Below are 18,380 nucleotides of genomic sequence, written 5' to 3'. Positions count from 1 at the left end.
TACATAACATTATACACATTTTACAAATTGATGTACAACCTTAAATTGCATATACTAAACATCATATTTGTGTTTAAATTTGGGTAAGTAAAAATTAAATCAACGGGACGATTTAGATTACACTCGTAAGCCTCTCTTTTAAGGGAGGCTTATTTTGTTTCAGCCTGTCAGTGTTTATATAGGCGGTTAAGCCTTCATTCAATATTGTTAATGTTTCTGATTAGTAGTATATTTATATATGGAAGTAGTAGTTGGATTATTAATTATGTTACTTGGCATTCCCTGGAAAAAGATAGGGAAGTGGCTGGAATTTGAGAAGTAAGTGGCATTTGGATATGAATGAGACCCTCTGGAAAAGCATACAGCAATTTGATTTCGATCATCCACCGGGCGAATATAGTTTTTCGATCAGATTGGCTAGTGAAAACCAATGGACGAAAGATTTTACCGAAAAAGCCATATTAGAATATAAAAAATTTATGTATCTGGCTGCCATTTCTGATGTAATGGTTTCCCCTTCCGCCATTGTCGATACGGTTTGGCATCAGCATCTCATTTTTACACAATCTTATCAGGATTTTTGTGTGCTGGTTGGTAAGCAGATCCAGCATGTGCCCTCTACACACCAAAAAGAGCAGGCGGAGCAATTTAGGCTGGCAAAAGAACAGACGAAGCGCATTTACCTTGACCATTTTGGAGCACAGCCCAAAGAGATTTGGGAATATGATACCATGTTGGCCGGCTTGAAGCTCGAACCTGCCAAACTTAAGACAGGTTTTTTTATCTTATACGGTGTACTGGTTTTCATCTTGCTTACTGTTCCTTTTTATTATTTGCTTAAACCTGTTTATATCCATATTGATAACCCTTATTTTATTTTGGGTTTTCTCGGGTTGGCGCTTCCCGCCTATGTAATACTCAGTTTATATACCAAAAACAGATTTAAACAGATTGCGCGCGATTTCGATCGGCAGTCATTCGTTTACCACCTTAAACCATTTGAACTGATTTATCTTAAAAGACAGAAACTTGCCGAGGTAATAAACGGGGCCATAAGCGAACTTATTCATGCAGGTGTACTAAATGTAAATGCCCATCGCCGTATTTATATTTCAAAAGAAGTAGATAGCCTTTCAGGAGAGCAGCTCCAGGTTGTTTCGGTATTAAAAGATAGAGGCGAAGTCTTCTACCCCGAACTGCTAGGGCAATTGCAGACAAGAGCGATTTTCAGAAATACTGCCAAAAGTATGGACATGTTTAAATGGCATTTCAGCCAGTCGAAACAGTTTGCTCGACTGTTTTACTTAAATTTTACAGTTTTTGCAACACTCACTATGTTTTCGCTCATTCGCCTAACAACAGGTATTATAAGAGATAAACCCGTTTTTGAGATTGCACTTCTGACAGGATTTTTGGTGATTTTTATGGTTAAACACCTTTATATACTCAATCAGCAGTTTTGCATCCGTACCATCCCTGATTTGTATAAATCGGCAATTTTGCCTGCGATAAAAGATGAACAGGATTGGCGATGGAGTTACTTTTTATATGGGTCGGCTGTGTTAACTGCAACTCTTGTTCCATTGGTAAGTTACGAAAGGAGTAGAGGGGGAGACGGTGGCGGAGCCAGTTCTTGTGGTTCATCCTGCGGAAGTTCTTGCGGTAGCTGCGGTGGTTGTGGAGGCGACTAATAATTTTTTTGCTTTAAACTAAAATCTTCATCAAATCTTAATCTTTCTGCCGTAATATTGTAGGCATAAGGGGTGAGAGCCTTATATCAACTTCTAGTTGAGAGCGTTAATTTAGATAGAGGGTGTAGCCAGTGGCTACACCCTTTTTTTATTCCTTGCATGAGGATATGAATGGGCTAAATGTTAACTAGACGATCGCAAGATTTGTCTCTTCAAGTTTCTTCAATAATGATGATACCTCGTTCCAGTGATTTATCCTTTGGTGATGATCTTTTTCTACATTGTGAAATGCTGTAAACATTAAGGCTTTTCCCTTACAGAAATCAAGGTTTTTACAATGGTCGTCAATTAAATAATCGGTATCTATTATGCTCTTATCGCCGCAAAAGATGATATTCTTCCAGCTGATAAAAGGGAAGTGCTCTGCAAGCCACTCGCGCTTTTCGAAGAGCGATAAGGGGAATTCCATGGCAGCTGAAACGATAAAGATCTCGTAGTCTTCCATTAGTTTTTTTACCGCTTCAACAGCACCTTCCATAACAGGCAGATGCCTGAAAAAGCCTGTTCTATTGCAGATCTTCATTACCATTGCCCTATCCGGAAAAAGTTCTTCTTCCGATTTGCCTTTTATATCATTGCGGGTAAGCGAAATGCCTGTTTCTGCCTGGTAGGTCTGAAGTATATGGTCTTCTATGTCGGCGAGAACGCCATCCATATCAATGCCTATTGTTTTTCTCATGATTTGCTATATTATGCAACAAAAATATTTAATACTGCAATATATTGCAAATAATAATCTTTTTTAATTTATATATTTGCAATATATTGCATTAGTATGGTAAAAGAAGAGCGTCTACAGATCATTATAAATACCCTGGAAAAAGACACTAAGGTACGGTTGAACGAATTGAGCACATTGTTAAATGTATCAGAAGATACTGTACGCCGTGATATTAAGGAGCTCGATATGCAAGGGCTGCTCAGGGCGGTTAGGGGTGGTGCAATTTCCCACTCACCCATTCCACAGCATTACCGGGATAGGGAAAAGTACAATCAGCAGCACAAACAGGTTATTGCAAACAAAGCCTTAGGGTTTTTGAAAGATGGTCAGGTGGTATTTTTCGATGGCGGTACCTCGGTAGTGGCGCTGGCTGCCGCATTGCCTAAAGATTTAAAAATCACCATTATTACCAACAGCTTTCCTGTTGCCAATATTTTGGAAGACCACCCCAATGCCGAAGTGATATTTGCCGGCGGAAGATTGCATAAAACAGCATTTACCACCATGGGGCAAGAAACCATCGATACTTTTAGAAAGGTCAGGGCTGATGTCTGCATGCTTGGTATCTGTAGTTTGCACTATAGCATGGGCATTACCTCTATAATATATGAAGATGCCCAGCTGAACAATGTCATGATCAATCAGGCGCAGAAAATCATTGCGCTATCCGCACTCGAGAAAATAAATACTGTGGAGTCTTACTATGTTTGCCCGGTTACCGATGTAGATGTAATTATCACTGAAACAGATCCTGATAATACGATCCTGGAGCCTTATAGACATTTGGGGATTGAGGTAGTTTAGCAGATTTTTTTTATCTTCATAAGATGAAACGCGCTCGTCTTATTCTTTTGGTTTTAATTGTTGCAGGCTTTTATGAGGGGCATACGCAGATCAAAACCAGCACATCTAAAAAAGTTGTTTCCCGGCCCCAATATGAAAATACTTTACCAACTTATACAAAAGGCGGGATAGGTGGGTTTTATAGGTATTTAAGTAATGAGGTAATGCCCTTAATGAATAAGGAGGATTTTAAGAACAGTGGGTATCCTCCAACTCAACTAAATTAAAGATGATCTTGTATGTTAACGAAAAGGGAGATATAACAGATGTTGGTTTTCCTGATGAAAGCCTCACCAAAGACTGTGAGGCTAAAATGAGGGCAAAGCTTTTAGTGCTAAAGGGCTGGAAAGCGCCTGTGGTAAATGGCAAGCCTATTAAAAGTACTTTTCTTTGTAGCATCAATTGTATTTTGTGGCAGTAATAATTGAAATAAACGATTGAAAATACAGATCATAAGTGATTTACATCAAGAATTTGGTATTTCTGAATTGTTTTTCGGAAATGCTGATCTGGTTATTCTGGCAGGCGACATCAATTTAGGTACAAAAGGTCTTGAATGGATTAAAGAAAATATTCCAGACAAACCTGTAATTTATGTTTTGGGCAACCACGAATATTATAAAGGAACATATCCCAACACGCTCAATAAAATAATAGAAGCGTCAAGAGGTTCTAATGTTAGCGTGCTGGAGAACGATAGTATTGAGCTCGAAGGGATAAGATTTCATGGAGCAACTTTATGGACAGATTTTTCGCTATTTGGAAATCCCATAGAATATGGTATTATCTGTCAGAGCAAAATGAATGATTACCGGATGATCAGGAGGAATCCTTCATATTCAAAATTAAGGACAATCGACACCTATAAAATCCACCAGATTTCTAAAAACTGGCTGCAGAACAGTTTAGCGGGATCAAAATCTGATAAAAATGTAGTGATTACCCATCATGCCCCTAGCATCAGATCTATTCCTCTGGATTATAAAAAGGATCCTGTTGCAGCTGCTTATGCATCAGATCTTGAAGATGTCATCATCAAATACAAACCTGTTTATTGGATTCATGGTCATGTCCATATCCCGGTAAGGTATAATCTTGGTGAAACTGAGATTATTTGTAATCCTCATGGATATATTAGTGAAAAGTATAACGGTTATGATAAAGAATTGATAATTGAAATTTAAAAGACTTTCCGTACCCGAAGAATTTTAATGCTATTGTATTTCAAATAGCCCTTAAATAAGAAAAGAGACAATCTATCCAGACTTGTCTCTTTTTTCTAACCAAATATAAACCTGTTATGAGCCAGGCTTTGTCTTTAATCTTCCATCTAAACCGCGGTTTTTCAAGAAAATGATTTATCTTTTTTAGTGGTGATAAACATCGTTTCGTTTATTACTCTACAAATATAGTAAAAAATTTGATAGTGTAAAAAATACACTAAGAAAAATTTAAGTATTTTTTTTGTCATTTTTTATTTACTGATCCTTTTATAGAAGATTTCGGTGTTTAAAACGACTGTGTTGCAAATATAATGGAAAAATATGTTAAGTAATTGTTAAATATTGTCAATTTATGATATGATATAGTCAAATTCAATTTGTTTTTGGCTTTAAATTGATTTTTATCAGTTTTTTATTGCGTTTTTTGAGTTTTTTGTGGTGTTAAAGGTGATTTTTGATATGATAATTAGTGATAAAATATTTTATCGGTCAAAATTAAAATATATTTTACTGGTGAAAAACATGTTTAAAACAAAAAGGCAACATTAAATGAATAATGTTGCCTTTTATATAGCTTTGAAAAGCGCTTAAAGCACTTTTTTGTTACAAACTTGCGTAATATTCTACAAATTTAGCTAATGCAGAAGAATATCCCCACTCGTTATCGTACCAAGATACCACTTTAACGAAATTATCGTTCAATGAGATGCCTGCTTTTGCATCGAAAATAGACGCGTGGTCGTCACCAATAAAGTCAGAAGAAACAACTTCGTCTTCAGTATAAGCTAACACACCTTTTAATTCACCTTCAGAAGCTGCTTTCATAGCTGCTTTGATTTGCTCGTAAGTAGCAGGTTTTTCTAAACGTGCAGTCAAATCTACTACCGAAACGTCAGCAACAGGAACACGGAAAGACATACCGGTTAATTTACCTTTTAATTCAGGTAAAACCATACCTACTGCTTTAGCAGCACCGGTAGAAGAAGGGATGATGTTAGAGAAACCACCACGGCCACCTCTCCAATCTTTAGCAGAAGGACCATCAACTGTTTTTTGAGTTGCAGTTACAGCATGGATTGTGCTCATTAAACCTTCAACAATACCGAAGTTATCGTTTAAAACTTTAGCAATTGGTGCTAAACAGTTTGTAGTACAAGATGCATTAGAAACAATAGTTTGATCTGCAGTTAATTTATGGTGGTTTACGCCCATTACATAAGTAGGGATATCGCCATCTTTAGCAGGAGCAGAGAAAACTACTTTTTTAGCACCGGCAGCGATGTGTTTTTCTGCATCAGCACGGGTTAAGAATAAACCTGTTGATTCGATTACTACTTCAACACCTACAGCATCCCATTTTAAATCAGCTGGATTTCTTTCTGCAGTTACGCGGATTGTTTTACCATTAACCACTAAATTACCATCAACAACTTCAATAGTGCCATCAAATTTGCCATGCGTAGTATCATATTTTAACATGTATGCCATATAATCTGGCTCGATCAAATCGTTGATCGCTACAATATCTAATCCTCTTTTTAATGCGGCTCTGAAAACCAGTCGGCCAATACGGCCAAAGCCGTTTATTCCAATTTTGCTCATTGTTCTGTTAATTAATGTAATGTTTTAATAAATTTTGTATTGGTTCTTTAATAATGCTTTTAATTTTTATGTCGTATCTGTCAGCTACCAACCTTAACCGGTCTTCGAGCTCGGCACCTACCTTACCTACAATATGTATCTCCCGGTCGTTGTATTTTTCTGCCATCGGCAAAACATAAGTTTCGATATATTTTTCAAATCCTCCATCAATCAGTTTACGGATATATTCGTGTTTACTGTTTTGGGTAAAGAAATCGAAAAATGAGGTTAAAAATATATTCGCCTGTGGCTTATTGTAAATACGTTCTAATATTTGAGGGCGGTCTAGATTGTAGGTTAATGTGAATTTGGTTTCAATGTCTTTAGGCATTTTAAGGCTCAGGAATTCTCTAAGGAGTATTTTTCCAAAGTAATTTGAAGAACCTTCGTCGCCTAAGATATAACCTAATCCAAAGTTATTGTTTACTGGCTTTTTCCCATCAAAGTAAGCGCAATGTGCGCCGCTGCCCAACATACCAACAATACCAGGCCGATCATAACAGGCAGCTTTAGCGGCACCGAATAAATCATTCTCTACCACAATTTTGCTGTATTTGAAAAATGATGCAAGGGTTTTGGCCAATTCCTCTTTTCTGTCTGCAGATGATGCTCCGGCTGCAAAGAAATAAATTTTCTTTATATTTTCTGCGTTGTTAACCAAGGCAACTTTTTTGTTTAAAATCTGTAAGATCGTTTTTGGATCAACAAAGCAAGGGTTTAAGCCTGTAGTATTGCAATGTGCCACTACCTGTCCATTTTGTGTTATTTTCCAAAATGCTGTTTTCGATCCGCTATAAACAACTGCTACCATATTATATTGAAAGTACCTCTGTCATTTCCATTAAATCGGGCTCGAGTTTAAAAGAATGAGCGGTTAAAGCCTCTCTTATGCTGGTTAATTTTATTTCGTTTCCTTTTAAACCTACCATTTGCTCCGTTTCGCCTGCAATTAACGCATTTACTGCGGCAAAACCTAAACGACTGCCCAAAATTCTGTCAAAACTGCTTGGGCTGCCACCACGTTGAAGGTGGCCAAGTATGGTTACTTTGGTATCGTAATGATCAAAAGTTTCCTTTACCTTTTTAGCAATATCGTAAGCGCCACCTTGTTTATGGCCTTCGGCCACGATAACAATACTCGATGATTTTTTTGTAGCAGCTCCTAAGGCTAGTTTATTAATCAATTCGTTAACGCTGGTTTCCTTTTCAGGTAACAAAACAGCTTCGGCACCACTGGCAATCGAACTTCTTAGTGCAATACAGCCCGAATCGCGACCCATTACTTCTATAAAGAATAAACGGTCGTGGGCATCGGCAGTATCCCTGATTTTATCAATCGCTTCGATTACTGTATTAATAGCTGTATCGTAACCCAAGGTAAAATCAGATCCAACCAAGTCGTTATCAATTGTACCCGGTATACCGATTACCTTAACTCCAAAAGTTTCTGAAAAGCGTTTCGCTCCGGTAAATGTTCCGTCACCTCCGATTACCACTAGTCCATCAATATCGTTTTTCTTTAAGTTATTGTAGGCAATCTGTTGACCTTCGTCTGTTTTAAACTCTAAACAGCGTGCAGTTTTTAATATGGTACCACCCAAGTGTAAAATATTACTTACAGAACGGGCGTCCATTGGTTTTATGTTGTCGGTAATTAAACCCTGGTAACCTTGCATTACACCAAACATGTTAATGCCATGGTAAATTCCGGTACGTACAACAGCTCTGATTGCAGCATTCATTCCTGGGGCATCGCCTCCAGAAGTTAATACGGCTATATTTTTTATATTTGGCTCCATCTTTATAACACGAATATAGTGTGTATTTTTTACACTAAGTAATTTATTTTATTTTTTTTACTTAATATTGAAAGTCATACCTTTATCTGCTTAAAATAACTAAATTTTACTTTGGAACAAATTTTACCTCATTTAGATTCTGTATTCTCGATAGATTGCGTTTTGTTTGGATTTGATGGTAAGGAATTAAAAATCCTACTGATCGAAAGGAATGAAGAACCGTTTAAAGATTGGTGGGCACTGCCCGGTAACATTGTTGGCCCTGATGAAAGTTTAGATCAATCAGCCTCCCGTATTTTGTACGAACTTACTGGTTTGCGTGGTATTTATATGGAGCAGTATTATGCTTTTGGCGATCCGCACAGGCACCCGCAAGGAAGGGTAATTACTTTAGCTTATTATGCTTTGATCCGTTTGGGCGGAGATAAAGAGCTACGCCCGATCAGTACCTATGCAAAACGCGCCAACTGGTTGCCGATTACCGATCTGCCTAAACTGGCTTTCGATCACCAGAAAATTTATGATAAAGGATTAGAAAAAATAAAACGCCGGATTAAACACCAGCCAATTGCTTTCGAACTCTTGCCAGAGAAATTTACCTTAACGCAATTGCAGCATGTTTATGAACTGGTTTTGGGCAAAAAACTCGATAAAAGGAACTTTAGAAAGAAGATTGTGAGTTTTGGTGTGCTAAAAGAGCTTGATGAAAAACAAAAAGGTGTTTCTTATCGTGCGGCTACTTTGTACCGTTTTGATAAACGTAAGTACGCGAAGCTTTTTGGTAAGGAGATTTCTTTTTAGATGTGAGACATTAGATCTGAGACATGAGATACAAGACGAAGAGCTGGAAAGATACTTCTATATAGATACAAAAAATCCCCGATTTGAATTTCAAATCGGGGATTTTTTGTATGGTTGTAATCCGACTCCGGACTGAAGACTCCGGACTTAGGACTAAGCCTTCGGAGCTAACTCCAGGTGATAATGTACCAGATCATCTATAGGTGAGCGGATAATCTTGCCCACGCCCATTTCGTAGCGATCGGCTACAATACTTAAAATATCACGGAAACTATAACCTACAGAACCCACACAGTTCAATTTGTGGTCTTTGTAGTTAGGGTAGTGGATTACCAAAGCTTCGAAAAATGCAGTAAAAGCATAATCAATGGTAGCAAAGGCATAATCTTCGTAGTTATCTTTAAAATCGTACAGAAATTTACTAAAGCTTGCGCAGAAACGGTTTGGCAGTGGCTTATTATAAATGTTATCGAAAATATCTTCGTTGGTTAAAGCGTAGTTGTCGTAAAAAGCTTCACGTAATCCTTTCGGCATGTAACCTTTCATGTAATCGCTTAAAATGCGTTTACCGATGTACGAACCGCTACCTTCATCACCCAGGAAATAACCCAATGAATCGATGTTCATGGTGATTTCAGATCCATCATAAAGGCATGAATTTGTACCTGTGCCTAAAATAGCAGCAAATCCTGGCTCGTTTCCAAGGAGTGCTCTAGATGAAGCAAGTAAATCATGGCCTACAAAAATGGTTGCATTGGTAAAGATCTGTTGCATGGCATCGGCCACAATCTTAACATTTGCAGGTGTAGAACAGCCGGCACCGTAGTAATAAACTGCTGTTAATTTCTCTCTTTCCAAGTGGTCTGGAAGAGTCTCATTCAAAGACTTTACAATGTACTCTCCTTTTGAAAAATATGGATTGTAACCTTCGGTGTTAAAGTAAATTTTTCTGCCGGCCTCGTTAATCAAACACCAATTTGTTTTGGTAGATCCGCCGTCTGCAATTACTATCATTTTATTTATTTTTGGTTTTAGCACGATAAAAGTATAAAAAGTCTTATATTTTGTATCCTTTTTTTTAATAATTTTTTAACAATTTGTTGTTGTCGAAAATTAAGTGTGTAAAAAATACACTATATAGGGCGTTTAATCGCCGAAAAACCTTAAAATTATACCAGAAAGGGCATTGGTCTTTTTTTTAAACATCAACAATATTTTACAACCAGATAGCGAAATGAACAACAGATTTTTAGATTTCAGGAGTGATACGGTAACCAAGCCTACTGCCGGAATGTTAGATGCCATGATGAATGCAAAAGTGGGCGACGACGTTTTTGGTGAAGATGAAACGGTGCATGCATTGGAGACAAAACTGGCTTCGACTTTTAACATGGAGGCCGGATTATTCTGTCCTTCGGGAACGATGACCAACCAGATTGCGATCAAGTGTTTTACCCAGCCCATGGATGAGGTGATCTGCGATCAGACCGCACATGTTTACCGCTACGAAATTGGAGGCATTGCCTATCACTCAGGTGCATCGGTAAGGTTGTTGCATGGCGAACGCGGAATTTTGACGCCAGAGCTGATTGAGCCTGAAATCAACGAAGATAATATTCACTACCCCAACTCCAGTTTGGTTGTTTTAGAAAATACGGTAAATAAAGGCGGCGGAAGCTGTTATACTTTATCGCAGATTGCCCCAATCCATCACCTCTGTAATATAAAAGGATTGAAATTGCATTTAGACGGTGCGCGTATCTTTAATGCACTTGTGGCTACTGGCGACGAGGCGGGCGAGTACGGCAAATATTTTGATGGGATTTCGATTTGCCTGTCTAAAGGACTTGGTGCACCAGTTGGCTCTGTGCTATTGGGCAGCAAACAAATGATCCATAAAGCCCGAAAAATTAGAAAAGCTTTCGGAGGAGGCATGCGCCAGGCAGGGTTTTTGGCTGCCGCTGGCATTTATGCACTCGATCATCATGTAACACGCTTAAAAGATGATCATGCCCATGCACAGGCTTTGGCAAATGCTTTAGCAACCGCAAGATATGTAAAGTCTGTAATGCCTGTTGAGACCAATATTGTTATTTTTGAAGTAGAAAAGGGATCGGCAGAGAAAATTGTGCATCAATTGAAAGAAAAAGGACTCCATTGCAATACCACCAGTGCAAGTACGATCCGTTTGGTTACACATCTGGATCTGAGTGCAGAAATGATCGATCAGGCTATCGAAATAATATTACATTTGTAGGTATAGTCGGAGGTCCGGAGACGGGAGTCCGAAGTTTTTAGTCAATAGTCCGGTTTAATAAGATTATAAAGTCTAGCCAAATGCCTTACAACTCCAAACCCCTAACTCCAATCGCTAAACTGCTCATCGCTAACCGTGGCGAAATTGCTTTGCGTATCATGCGTTCTGCAAAGGAAATGGGCATCAAAACAGTAGCTGTTTTTTCAGAAGCAGACCGTAATGCGCTGCATGTACGTTATGCCGATGAGGCGGTTTGTATTGGGCCGGCTCCATCCAACCAAAGTTACCTGGTAGGAGAGAAGATTATCGAAGCCTGTAAATTAACCGGTGCAGAGGCCATTCACCCAGGTTATGGGTTTTTATCAGAAAATGCAGGTTTTGCACAGAAAGTTGCCGATGCTGGGCTCATCCTGGTTGGTCCTTCGCCGCAGGCCATGGAAACCATGGGTAACAAATTATCTGCAAAGGCAGCAGCATTAAAATATAATATCCCTATGGTTCCTGGGACTGAAGAGGCCATTCAGGATGTAAGCGAGGCAAAACACCGCGCAATCGAAGTTGGTTTCCCCATCTTGATCAAAGCAGCTGCAGGGGGCGGAGGTAAGGGGATGCGCATTGTAGAGCGGGCTGAAGATTTTGAAGAACAGATGCAGCTTGCGGTAAGTGAGGCTACCTCGGCCTTTGGCGATGGCGCTGTTTTTATAGAACGTTATGTTACCTCACCAAGGCACATCGAAATACAGGTTTTGGGCGATACCCATGGTAATATTGTTCATCTTTTTGAACGGGAATGCTCTGTACAACGCCGTCACCAGAAAGTGATAGAAGAGGCGCCTTCATCGGTTTTAACTGAAGAAATCAGGCAGCGGATGGGTAAATGTGCTGTAGATGTGGCCCGTTCGGTTAATTATACCGGCGCAGGTACGGTAGAATTTATCCTGGATGAAAACCTCGATTTCTTTTTCCTGGAAATGAATACCCGCTTACAGGTAGAACATCCGGTAACCGAACTAATTACAGGGATAGATCTGGTAAAAGAGCAGCTAAAAATTGCTTCCGGCGAAAAGCTGAGTTTTAATCAGGAGGACTTAAAAATCAGTGGGCATGCGATAGAACTTCGCGTTTATGCTGAGGACCCGGCGAATAATTTCCTGCCCGATATTGGCACTTTGCAGACTTACAGTACGCCCAAAGGCAATGGGGTAAGGGTTGATGATGGCTTTGAACAGGGCATGGAAATACCGATTTATTATGATCCGATGATTGCCAAACTGATCACTTATGGGAAAGATAGGGAAGAAGCGATTGAGCGGATGGTGAGGGCTATTGAAGAATATGATATTACGGGGATAGAAACTACTTTGGGTTTTGGTAAATTTGTGATGCAGCACGAGGCTTTTAAAACGGGTAATTTCGATACACATTTTGTAGGTAAATACTTTAAGCCAGAAAACTTAAAGGTACAGGATGAAACAGAAGCCTTAATTGCCGCGGTAATTGCTGCAAAGCTGTTTGATAAAAAGGAGGTGAAGTTGGGGGATGCAGTGGTTAAAAATAGCTCTGATTGGAGAAAAAACAGATTGAAATATTAGAATAAATGAATCGTCATTGTGTGGGATCGTCATTTCAACCGTAGTGGAGAAATCTATAAGTTAAAATAATATAGATTTCTCCATTTCGCTGCACTCCAGTCGAAATGACGACCTTATTGTAAATAAATAAAAAAATGTTCACAGGAATTATAGAAACACTTGGCGAAGTTACTGCCATTAAAAACGACCATACCAATATCCACTTTACCATCTCTTCTGCAATTAGCCATGAGCTGAAAATCGACCAGAGTGTAGCCCATAATGGGGTGTGCCTGACAGTTGTAGCTTTAAATGATGGAACACATACCGTTACCGCTATAGATGAAACGCTAAACAAAACCAATCTCGATGGTTTAAAAGTAGGCAGTAAAGTTAACCTTGAGCGCTGCATGCAGATGAATGCCCGTTTAGATGGTCATATTGTGCAGGGCCATGTAGACCAGACTGCTGTTTGCGTGAAACGTGAAGCACTGGACGGTAGCTGGGAGTACCGCTTTAAATACGATGCTTCGGCCGGAAATGTAACCGTAGAAAAAGGTTCTGCCTGTGTAAACGGTATTAGCTTAACTGTTGTAAATTCTGAGCCAGGCGAGTTTTCGGTATTTATCATCCCTTATACTTTCGAACATACCAATTTACAGGAAGTTGAAGTTGGCGATACAGTAAATTTAGAATTCGATATTATTGGCAAATATGTTGCCCGGTTAATGAATCGATAATCCGTATTTTTGCTGTTCGCTTGTTGTTTTTAGTGTTTGATAAGCGGTGCTTTATTAAATTATTGTCGTTGTGTTAACGCTTAATTTTTCATAACAGTACAGGATGGTTGGTTAAATAATATTTCTGATTATCGTGTAGTTAAGACTAAAAAATTAACGCTAACCAATATGAACAAGAATTTCCGTACCTCAGGCACAATAACTACCCTTGCCTTATTGCTTTTATTTTCAACGAATGTTTTGGCGCAGAAAATTTCGGTAAAAGATTTAACCGTTGAGCATTTAGTAAATCCTTTTAGTATTGATAATCCAAAACCCAGATTTAGCTGGAAAATCATTTCGGATTTAAAAAACACCAAACAGGGCAGTTACGAAATCAGACTCGGTACAACAGTAAATATTGATAAAGTTTTATGGAAGGCAAGTGTAAACAGCGATCAATCGGTACTTGTTTCATATGATGGCCCTGGTTTATCCTCAAAAACTAAATACTACTGGCAGGTTAGGGTAAAAGACAACCACGGAAATGCATCTGCATGGTCGCCGGTTCAGTTTTTTCAAACAGGTTTAAAAGCGGAGGACTGGAGTGCAAAATGGATTTCGGTAGCAGGAAAAGATACTTCCCTAGCTAGTCCATTATTTAGAAAAGAATTTAACCTGAAAAAAGAAGTAAAATCTGCCATGGCTTACATTACTGCTAAGGGTTTGTATGAGGCCAATATTAATGGCGGGCGCGTTAGTGATGCTTATTTTGCACCAGGGTGGACAAGTTATAAAGATCATATTCAATATCAGGTTTACGATGTTAAACAGTCGCTAAAGAAAGGGGCCAACGTAATTGGTGTTGCGCTAGGCGATGGCTGGTACAAGGGACGCATCGGATTTAGTAATCAAAAACAATTTTATGGCGATACCAGGGCTTTACTGCTGCAACTGGAAGTGGAATATACTGATGGAACCACAGAAACCATTATAAGCGATAACAGCTGGAAAACAGGTTATGGACCAATACTAGCCTCCAATATTTATGACGGAGAAACCTACGATGCCCGTTTAGAACCCCAAGGCTGGAACAATATTGGCTTTAAAGAAAACACTTCCTGGAAACCTGTGCAGGAGCTCGCCAATAGCCCTGAAAGACTGGTTGGGATGAGCGGACCGCAGGTAAGCAAACATGAAACGTTTAAAGCCTTAAAAATATTTAAAACCCCAAAAGGTGAAACTGTGGTTGATTTTGGGCAGAATTTAGTGGGCTGGGTAATATTAAAAGCCAAAGGTGCAGCAGGCACCAAAATTACCATTAGCCATGCTGAGGTATTAACCAAGGAAGGAAATTTTTATACCACTAACCTCCGGTCGGCCAAGCAACAGAATAATTATATTTTAAAAGGCGGAACCGAACAGGTATTTGAACCTCATTTTTCTTTTCAGGGGTTTAGGTACGTCAAAATAGATGGATACCCCGGCGAACTGAAACTGGAAAACCTTACCGCCGTAGCTGTTTATTCGGATATGAAAACCAGCGGAAAATTCACGACTTCAAATCCTTTGCTAAATCAATTGCAGCATAACATTTCATGGGGACAGAAAGGGAATTTTGTTGATGTGCCAACAGATTGTCCGCAAAGAGACGAACGTTTGGGCTGGACAGGCGATGCACAGGCATTTGCTACAACAGCTGCATATAACATGGATGTATCGGGCTTTTTTACCAAATGGCTAAAAGATGTTTCAGCAGATCAGCTTCCTAACGGGAGTGTTCCTTTTGTTGTTCCGAATGTGCTCAACCAAAATGACGCAGGTTCTGCCGGTTGGGCCGATGTTGCCACTATTATCCCCTGGGATATGTATGTATCCTATGGAGATAAAGGTATATTGGAAGCCCAGTATGGCAGTATGAAAAAGTGGGTCGATTATATTTCTTCAGTGGCAAAGAACAATCTTTGGAACACGGGTTTCCACTTTGGCGATTGGTTGTTTTACCGTCCTAATGATGATAATGATGGCCGTGCCGCGGTGACTGATAAGTACATGATTGCTCAAACATTTTATGCGCATTCTACACAGTTGCTTATAAATGCTGCAAAGGTATTGGGCAAAACAGATGATGCAACCAAATACACTGCACTATTGGAGCAGATTAAAGCAGCATATATTAAAGAAAATATGACGCCGAATGGAAAGCTGATCTCTAACACCCAAACTGCGTATGTACTGGCCTTACAGTTTGATATGTTGCCTGAAAACTTACGTGCACAGGCTGCACAAAGACTGGTAGATAATGTAAAAGATTACGGAAACCACCTGACGACAGGTTTTTTGGGTACACCATACCTTTGCCATGTATTAAGTCGCTTTGGACACGAAGATGTAGCTTACAATCTATTACTGCAGGAAAGTTACCCTTCGTGGTTATATCCGGTTAAAATGGGGGCAACCACCATTTGGGAGCGTTGGGACGGTATTAAACAGGATGGTTCTTTCCAAACGGCGGATATGAATTCTTTTAACCATTATGCCTATGGAGCTATCGGCGATTGGATGTATAAAAATATTGCCGGCATTAATCCGGTATCAGCACAGCCAGGCTACAAAACCATTTTAATTGCACCAAGGCCAGGAGGAAAATTAACCAGCGCATCCGCAGAACTGGAAACGGTGTATGGTACTGTTAAGTCATCATGGACAATTGCAGATGGTGTTTTCAAACTTGATGTAACCGTTCCGGCCAATGCAACCGCTACAGTGATATTGCCAAAAAACGATAAAAAGGAAGAAATAGGATCAGGTAGCTATCATTTTGAATATAAATATTAATCGCTTATAATTGCAGCTTCGTTAAAAGAGATTATATCAATATTATAGATTTGTCATCCTGAGCCTGTCGAAGGACCAGCATAATGTATGGTAGGCGTTTCGACAGGCTCAACGTGACAATTCGAATTGAAATTAACTTTATGATATAGCTCTTATCGATTTTAAATATTAAATGTACAGTAAAGAAGAAGCAGCACGCTTGCGCCAACAGTTTTGGATCAGTTTCGGGCAATACATAAAACCCGTCCCTTCGGTGAGTGGTTCTACCGTAAACTGGACGAACTACAAAACGGGTGTGAAGAATATCTTCTTTAAAATGGATGTTGATGGTAAAAAAGCCTTTATCAGCATTCAGTTATCACATCCTGATACTGATATCAGACACCTTATTTTCGAACAGTTTGAAGAATTTAAACTCTTATTTACCAATACCGTAAACGAAGAATGGGAGTGGATTAAAGATACAACCGATGATTTCGGTAAAACGGTATCACAGATTTCGATCAGCATTTCCGGAGTGAGCATTTTTAATCAACAACACTGGCCTACATTAATCTCCTTTTTTAAACCCAGAATAATTGCCTTAGATGAATTTTGGGATAATGTAAAACCTGTTTTCGAAGATCTGGTTTAATCAGTAAGATTTAGCTGTGCAATCCTATCCTTTGAAAATTTAATTTCTTCTTTATCATCGGTTAAGCTGGGCTTGCTTTTTAAATAAAGGTTATAATATTTAAGTGCATTTTTTTCCTGTTTTAAACGCGTATCATAAAATACGGCCAAACGATAATATAAAGTTGCTGTTGCTTTAAATTGTAAACCTTTTTTGTAGGCTGCGCTTGCCAAAGCCAGTTGATTATTTTCTTCATAAACCAGTCCCAACAAAGAATAATAACTGGAAGTATTGGGCGAAATGGCCTCATCGATGGTTTTCCTGGTATAAATAGCCGCCTGCGGATAATTTTTTAAAGCCCGGTAACTAAGTGATGTATAATATAAGGTAGCCTCATTTTCCATTGCTGCGACCTCTAATTGTTTAAAAAGGTCGATTGCTTTTTGATACTTTTTGGTATAATAATAAGCTTTTGCAACGTCTTTTATTACCCCTGCATCTGCAGCATCTTTCAATAATTTCTCTCCTGATGCAATCACTTCGCTGTATTTTTTAAGCTGATTGGCAATGGGAAGTTTCGCTCTTTGCAGCACGAGGTTATCACTATCTCCCTTAATGGCAATATTAAGCACATCATAAGCTTTTTCATATCGCTGATAAGCAGCATGTACCTCAGCCAGATCGGCAGCAACATCACCCTCTATCGGATTGATCAGATTAGCCTTTGAGAGGTAAATGAGTTTAAGCGAATCATCTTTTGGAGAACTGTACAAATTGGCTAACAGTTTATACACATTAAAATTATTGCTGTCTATTTTTACAATTTCACTGTAATACAATTTAGCCTTTTCGGTATTACCCCTTTTTGTATTAATACTGCCGAGGCTGAAAAGAATAGGCAGGTTTTGCGGTTGTAATGAATAGGCCTTGGTGTAAAATTTTTCGGCTTCTACATTATTACCAGCCATTAAAAAACAATAACCAATCTGGCTGAGGGTTTTGAAATCATTCACTTCTTCGCCGTAAATACTTTTGAGGTATTGAGCGGCATCGCCGTAACGCTGGGTCTGATAAAAATCGAAAAGTTTCTCCTTATCTACTGTATTTACATTTTGTGCGTAACTGGCTAAACTTAAAACCAATAAGGCCAATATTGGAAGGAGATTTTTCATAACTAATAATTTTAAACTAATTTATTAGTTGTTTTCGGTATTTCCAAATCTGTTTTGTTAAAAGATTGGCTAAATAAAACAAAACCAGCACTAAGGGGTTTATAAGGAATAGTTTAACTAAAAATAAGAACCTATGAATACTTTAAAGAAGTTTGAATTAATGGAAAAGATCGTGCGTGAATTGGAAGATTTGCAAAACTCTCAGCAGGCACTTATTCAAAAAATTGGTAAAATTGAAGTAGATAACATCGAATTGGGCGATAACCGCCTGGAAAAAGATTTACCGGATATTCATCAAAATTTAGCTGATAACTTAGATACTATTTCGGGAATTTTAGATTACTTTGCAGGTAAAACACAAAACTTTGGTGATAAAAACAATGTTGATGCTTTAAAAGAACAGGAAGCCATTAACAATGCCACCAGCTAAA

At 38.7% G+C, this 18,380-nt stretch carries 18 protein-coding genes; 12 read left to right on the top strand and 6 right to left on the bottom strand.

Going from position 1 to position 18,380, the window contains the following annotated elements; genetic code table 11:
• Nucleotides 1-335 precede the first annotated feature (335 nt).
• Nucleotides 336-1,691 carry a glycine-rich domain-containing protein gene (locus tag ASU31_RS12260; protein ID WP_057932588.1) on the top strand — a complete coding sequence of 452 codons (1,356 nt, stop codon included), beginning with the start codon at nt 336-338 and terminating at the stop codon, nt 1,689-1,691.
• A gap of 187 nt (nt 1,692-1,878) precedes the next feature.
• Here the strand turns inward: ASU31_RS12260 and ASU31_RS12255 are convergent, their stop codons facing one another.
• Entirely contained in the window at nt 1,879-2,430 is a 552-nt protein-coding gene (locus tag ASU31_RS12255; RefSeq protein ID WP_057932587.1) for a 5' nucleotidase, NT5C type, read from the bottom strand.
• Between the two features lie 96 nt (nt 2,431-2,526).
• Between ASU31_RS12255 and ASU31_RS12250 the strand changes: the two genes are divergently transcribed.
• From ASU31_RS12250 to ASU31_RS12235, 4 genes are read left to right on the top strand one after another with little or no spacing between them, the layout of a single operon-like run.
• Nucleotides 2,527-3,276 carry a DeoR/GlpR family DNA-binding transcription regulator gene (locus ASU31_RS12250; RefSeq protein ID WP_057932586.1) on the top strand — a complete coding sequence of 250 codons (750 nt, stop codon included), beginning with the start codon at nt 2,527-2,529 and terminating at the stop codon, nt 3,274-3,276.
• Between the two features lie 23 nt (nt 3,277-3,299).
• A complete protein-coding gene (locus ASU31_RS12245; RefSeq protein ID WP_057932585.1) occupies nt 3,300-3,542 on the top strand; it encodes a hypothetical protein in 243 nt (80 codons plus the stop codon).
• A 2-nt stretch (nt 3,543-3,544) separates the two neighbouring features.
• Nucleotides 3,545-3,736: a hypothetical protein gene (locus ASU31_RS12240; RefSeq protein WP_057932584.1), complete on the top strand. Its 192-nt coding sequence runs from the start codon at nt 3,545-3,547 to the stop codon at nt 3,734-3,736.
• Between the two features lie 16 nt (nt 3,737-3,752).
• Nucleotides 3,753-4,499 (top strand): metallophosphoesterase, encoded by a 747-nt coding sequence (locus tag ASU31_RS12235; RefSeq protein ID WP_083505352.1) that lies wholly within the window; start codon nt 3,753-3,755, stop codon nt 4,497-4,499.
• Between the two features lie 642 nt (nt 4,500-5,141).
• Here ASU31_RS12235 and gap read toward each other — a convergent pair.
• Genes gap through pfkA form a run of 3 tightly spaced genes read right to left on the bottom strand, consistent with a single transcriptional unit; the run spans nt 5,142 to nt 7,978 of the window.
• On the bottom strand, nt 5,142-6,140 hold the full coding sequence (gene gap, locus ASU31_RS12230; RefSeq protein WP_029280245.1) for a type I glyceraldehyde-3-phosphate dehydrogenase: 999 nt from the start codon (nt 6,138-6,140) through the stop codon (nt 5,142-5,144).
• A gap of 7 nt (nt 6,141-6,147) precedes the next feature.
• Nucleotides 6,148-6,990, bottom strand: coding sequence for a hypothetical protein (locus tag ASU31_RS12225; protein ID WP_057932583.1), 843 nt, complete (start codon nt 6,988-6,990; stop codon nt 6,148-6,150).
• 1 nt (nt 6,991) lies between these two features.
• Nucleotides 6,992-7,978, bottom strand: coding sequence for a 6-phosphofructokinase (gene pfkA, locus ASU31_RS12220; RefSeq protein ID WP_057932582.1), 987 nt, complete (start codon nt 7,976-7,978; stop codon nt 6,992-6,994).
• Between the two features lie 111 nt (nt 7,979-8,089).
• Between pfkA and ASU31_RS12215 the strand changes: the two genes are divergently transcribed.
• A complete protein-coding gene (locus ASU31_RS12215; protein ID WP_051692040.1) occupies nt 8,090-8,779 on the top strand; it encodes an NUDIX hydrolase in 690 nt (229 codons plus the stop codon).
• Between the two features lie 153 nt (nt 8,780-8,932).
• On the opposite strand, the gene ASU31_RS12210 is transcribed toward ASU31_RS12215, so the two are convergent.
• Nucleotides 8,933-9,793: a hypothetical protein gene (locus ASU31_RS12210; protein ID WP_055915110.1), complete on the bottom strand. Its 861-nt coding sequence runs from the start codon at nt 9,791-9,793 to the stop codon at nt 8,933-8,935.
• A 220-nt stretch (nt 9,794-10,013) separates the two neighbouring features.
• Between ASU31_RS12210 and ASU31_RS12205 the strand changes: the two genes are divergently transcribed.
• From ASU31_RS12205 to ASU31_RS12185, 5 genes are all read left to right on the top strand, one after another.
• A complete protein-coding gene (locus tag ASU31_RS12205; RefSeq protein WP_057932581.1) occupies nt 10,014-11,036 on the top strand; it encodes a threonine aldolase family protein in 1,023 nt (340 codons plus the stop codon).
• 80 nt (nt 11,037-11,116) lie between these two features.
• Nucleotides 11,117-12,628 (top strand): acetyl-CoA carboxylase biotin carboxylase subunit, encoded by a 1,512-nt coding sequence (gene accC / locus ASU31_RS12200; protein WP_057932580.1) that lies wholly within the window; start codon nt 11,117-11,119, stop codon nt 12,626-12,628.
• A 134-nt stretch (nt 12,629-12,762) separates the two neighbouring features.
• Nucleotides 12,763-13,347: a riboflavin synthase gene (locus ASU31_RS12195; RefSeq protein WP_057932579.1), complete on the top strand. Its 585-nt coding sequence runs from the start codon at nt 12,763-12,765 to the stop codon at nt 13,345-13,347.
• Between the two features lie 168 nt (nt 13,348-13,515).
• On the top strand, nt 13,516-16,164 hold the full coding sequence (locus ASU31_RS12190; protein WP_057932578.1) for a glycoside hydrolase family 78 protein: 2,649 nt from the start codon (nt 13,516-13,518) through the stop codon (nt 16,162-16,164).
• Between the two features lie 172 nt (nt 16,165-16,336).
• Complete coding sequence (locus ASU31_RS12185) at nt 16,337-16,798, top strand: DUF4268 domain-containing protein (protein WP_057932577.1); 462 nt, start codon at nt 16,337-16,339, stop codon at nt 16,796-16,798.
• On the opposite strand, the gene ASU31_RS12180 is transcribed toward ASU31_RS12185, so the two are convergent.
• Entirely contained in the window at nt 16,795-17,949 is a 1,155-nt protein-coding gene (locus ASU31_RS12180) for a tetratricopeptide repeat protein (protein WP_057932576.1), read from the bottom strand. The two genes, ASU31_RS12185 and ASU31_RS12180, sit on opposite strands and share 4 nt — an antisense overlap.
• Before the next feature lie 133 nt (nt 17,950-18,082).
• Here ASU31_RS12180 and ASU31_RS12175 point away from each other — a divergent pair, with 133 nt between their 5' ends.
• On the top strand, nt 18,083-18,379 hold the full coding sequence (locus ASU31_RS12175; protein ID WP_029277458.1) for a hypothetical protein: 297 nt from the start codon (nt 18,083-18,085) through the stop codon (nt 18,377-18,379).
• Nucleotide 18,380 lies beyond the last annotated feature (1 nt).

The sequence above is a fragment of the Pedobacter ginsenosidimutans genome, from assembly GCF_001442625.1.
Classification (GTDB): Bacteria; Bacteroidota; Bacteroidia; order Sphingobacteriales; family Sphingobacteriaceae; genus Pedobacter; species Pedobacter ginsenosidimutans.
Note: the sequence above shows the minus strand (reverse complement) of the source record. Positions and strands in the feature narration are given on the sequence as shown.

Bases quoted from the DNA above. Each gene is read 5' to 3' on its own strand.
- ASU31_RS12195 (WP_057932579.1), top strand. From the start codon at position 12,763: ATGTTCACAGGAATTATAGAAACACTTGGCGAAGTTACTGCCATTAAA.
- ASU31_RS12185 (WP_057932577.1), top strand. From the start codon at position 16,337: ATGTACAGTAAAGAAGAAGCAGCACGCTTGCGCCAACAGTTTTGGATC.
- ASU31_RS12180 (WP_057932576.1), bottom strand. From the start codon at position 17,949: ATGAAAAATCTCCTTCCAATATTGGCCTTATTGGTTTTAAGTTTAGCC.
- ASU31_RS12245 (WP_057932585.1), top strand. From the start codon at position 3,300: ATGAAACGCGCTCGTCTTATTCTTTTGGTTTTAATTGTTGCAGGCTTT.
- ASU31_RS12255 (WP_057932587.1), bottom strand. From the start codon at position 2,430: ATGAGAAAAACAATAGGCATTGATATGGATGGCGTTCTCGCCGACATA.
- pfkA (WP_057932582.1), bottom strand. From the start codon at position 7,978: ATGGAGCCAAATATAAAAAATATAGCCGTATTAACTTCTGGAGGCGAT.
- gap (WP_029280245.1), bottom strand. From the start codon at position 6,140: ATGAGCAAAATTGGAATAAACGGCTTTGGCCGTATTGGCCGACTGGTT.
- ASU31_RS12240 (WP_057932584.1), top strand. From the start codon at position 3,545: ATGATCTTGTATGTTAACGAAAAGGGAGATATAACAGATGTTGGTTTT.
- ASU31_RS12250 (WP_057932586.1), top strand. From the start codon at position 2,527: ATGGTAAAAGAAGAGCGTCTACAGATCATTATAAATACCCTGGAAAAA.
- ASU31_RS12175 (WP_029277458.1), top strand. From the start codon at position 18,083: ATGAATACTTTAAAGAAGTTTGAATTAATGGAAAAGATCGTGCGTGAA.
- ASU31_RS12190 (WP_057932578.1), top strand. From the start codon at position 13,516: ATGAACAAGAATTTCCGTACCTCAGGCACAATAACTACCCTTGCCTTA.
- ASU31_RS12205 (WP_057932581.1), top strand. From the start codon at position 10,014: ATGAACAACAGATTTTTAGATTTCAGGAGTGATACGGTAACCAAGCCT.
- ASU31_RS12260 (WP_057932588.1), top strand. From the start codon at position 336: ATGAATGAGACCCTCTGGAAAAGCATACAGCAATTTGATTTCGATCAT.
- ASU31_RS12210 (WP_055915110.1), bottom strand. From the start codon at position 9,793: ATGATAGTAATTGCAGACGGCGGATCTACCAAAACAAATTGGTGTTTG.
- ASU31_RS12225 (WP_057932583.1), bottom strand. From the start codon at position 6,990: ATGGTAGCAGTTGTTTATAGCGGATCGAAAACAGCATTTTGGAAAATA.
- accC (WP_057932580.1), top strand. From the start codon at position 11,117: ATGCCTTACAACTCCAAACCCCTAACTCCAATCGCTAAACTGCTCATC.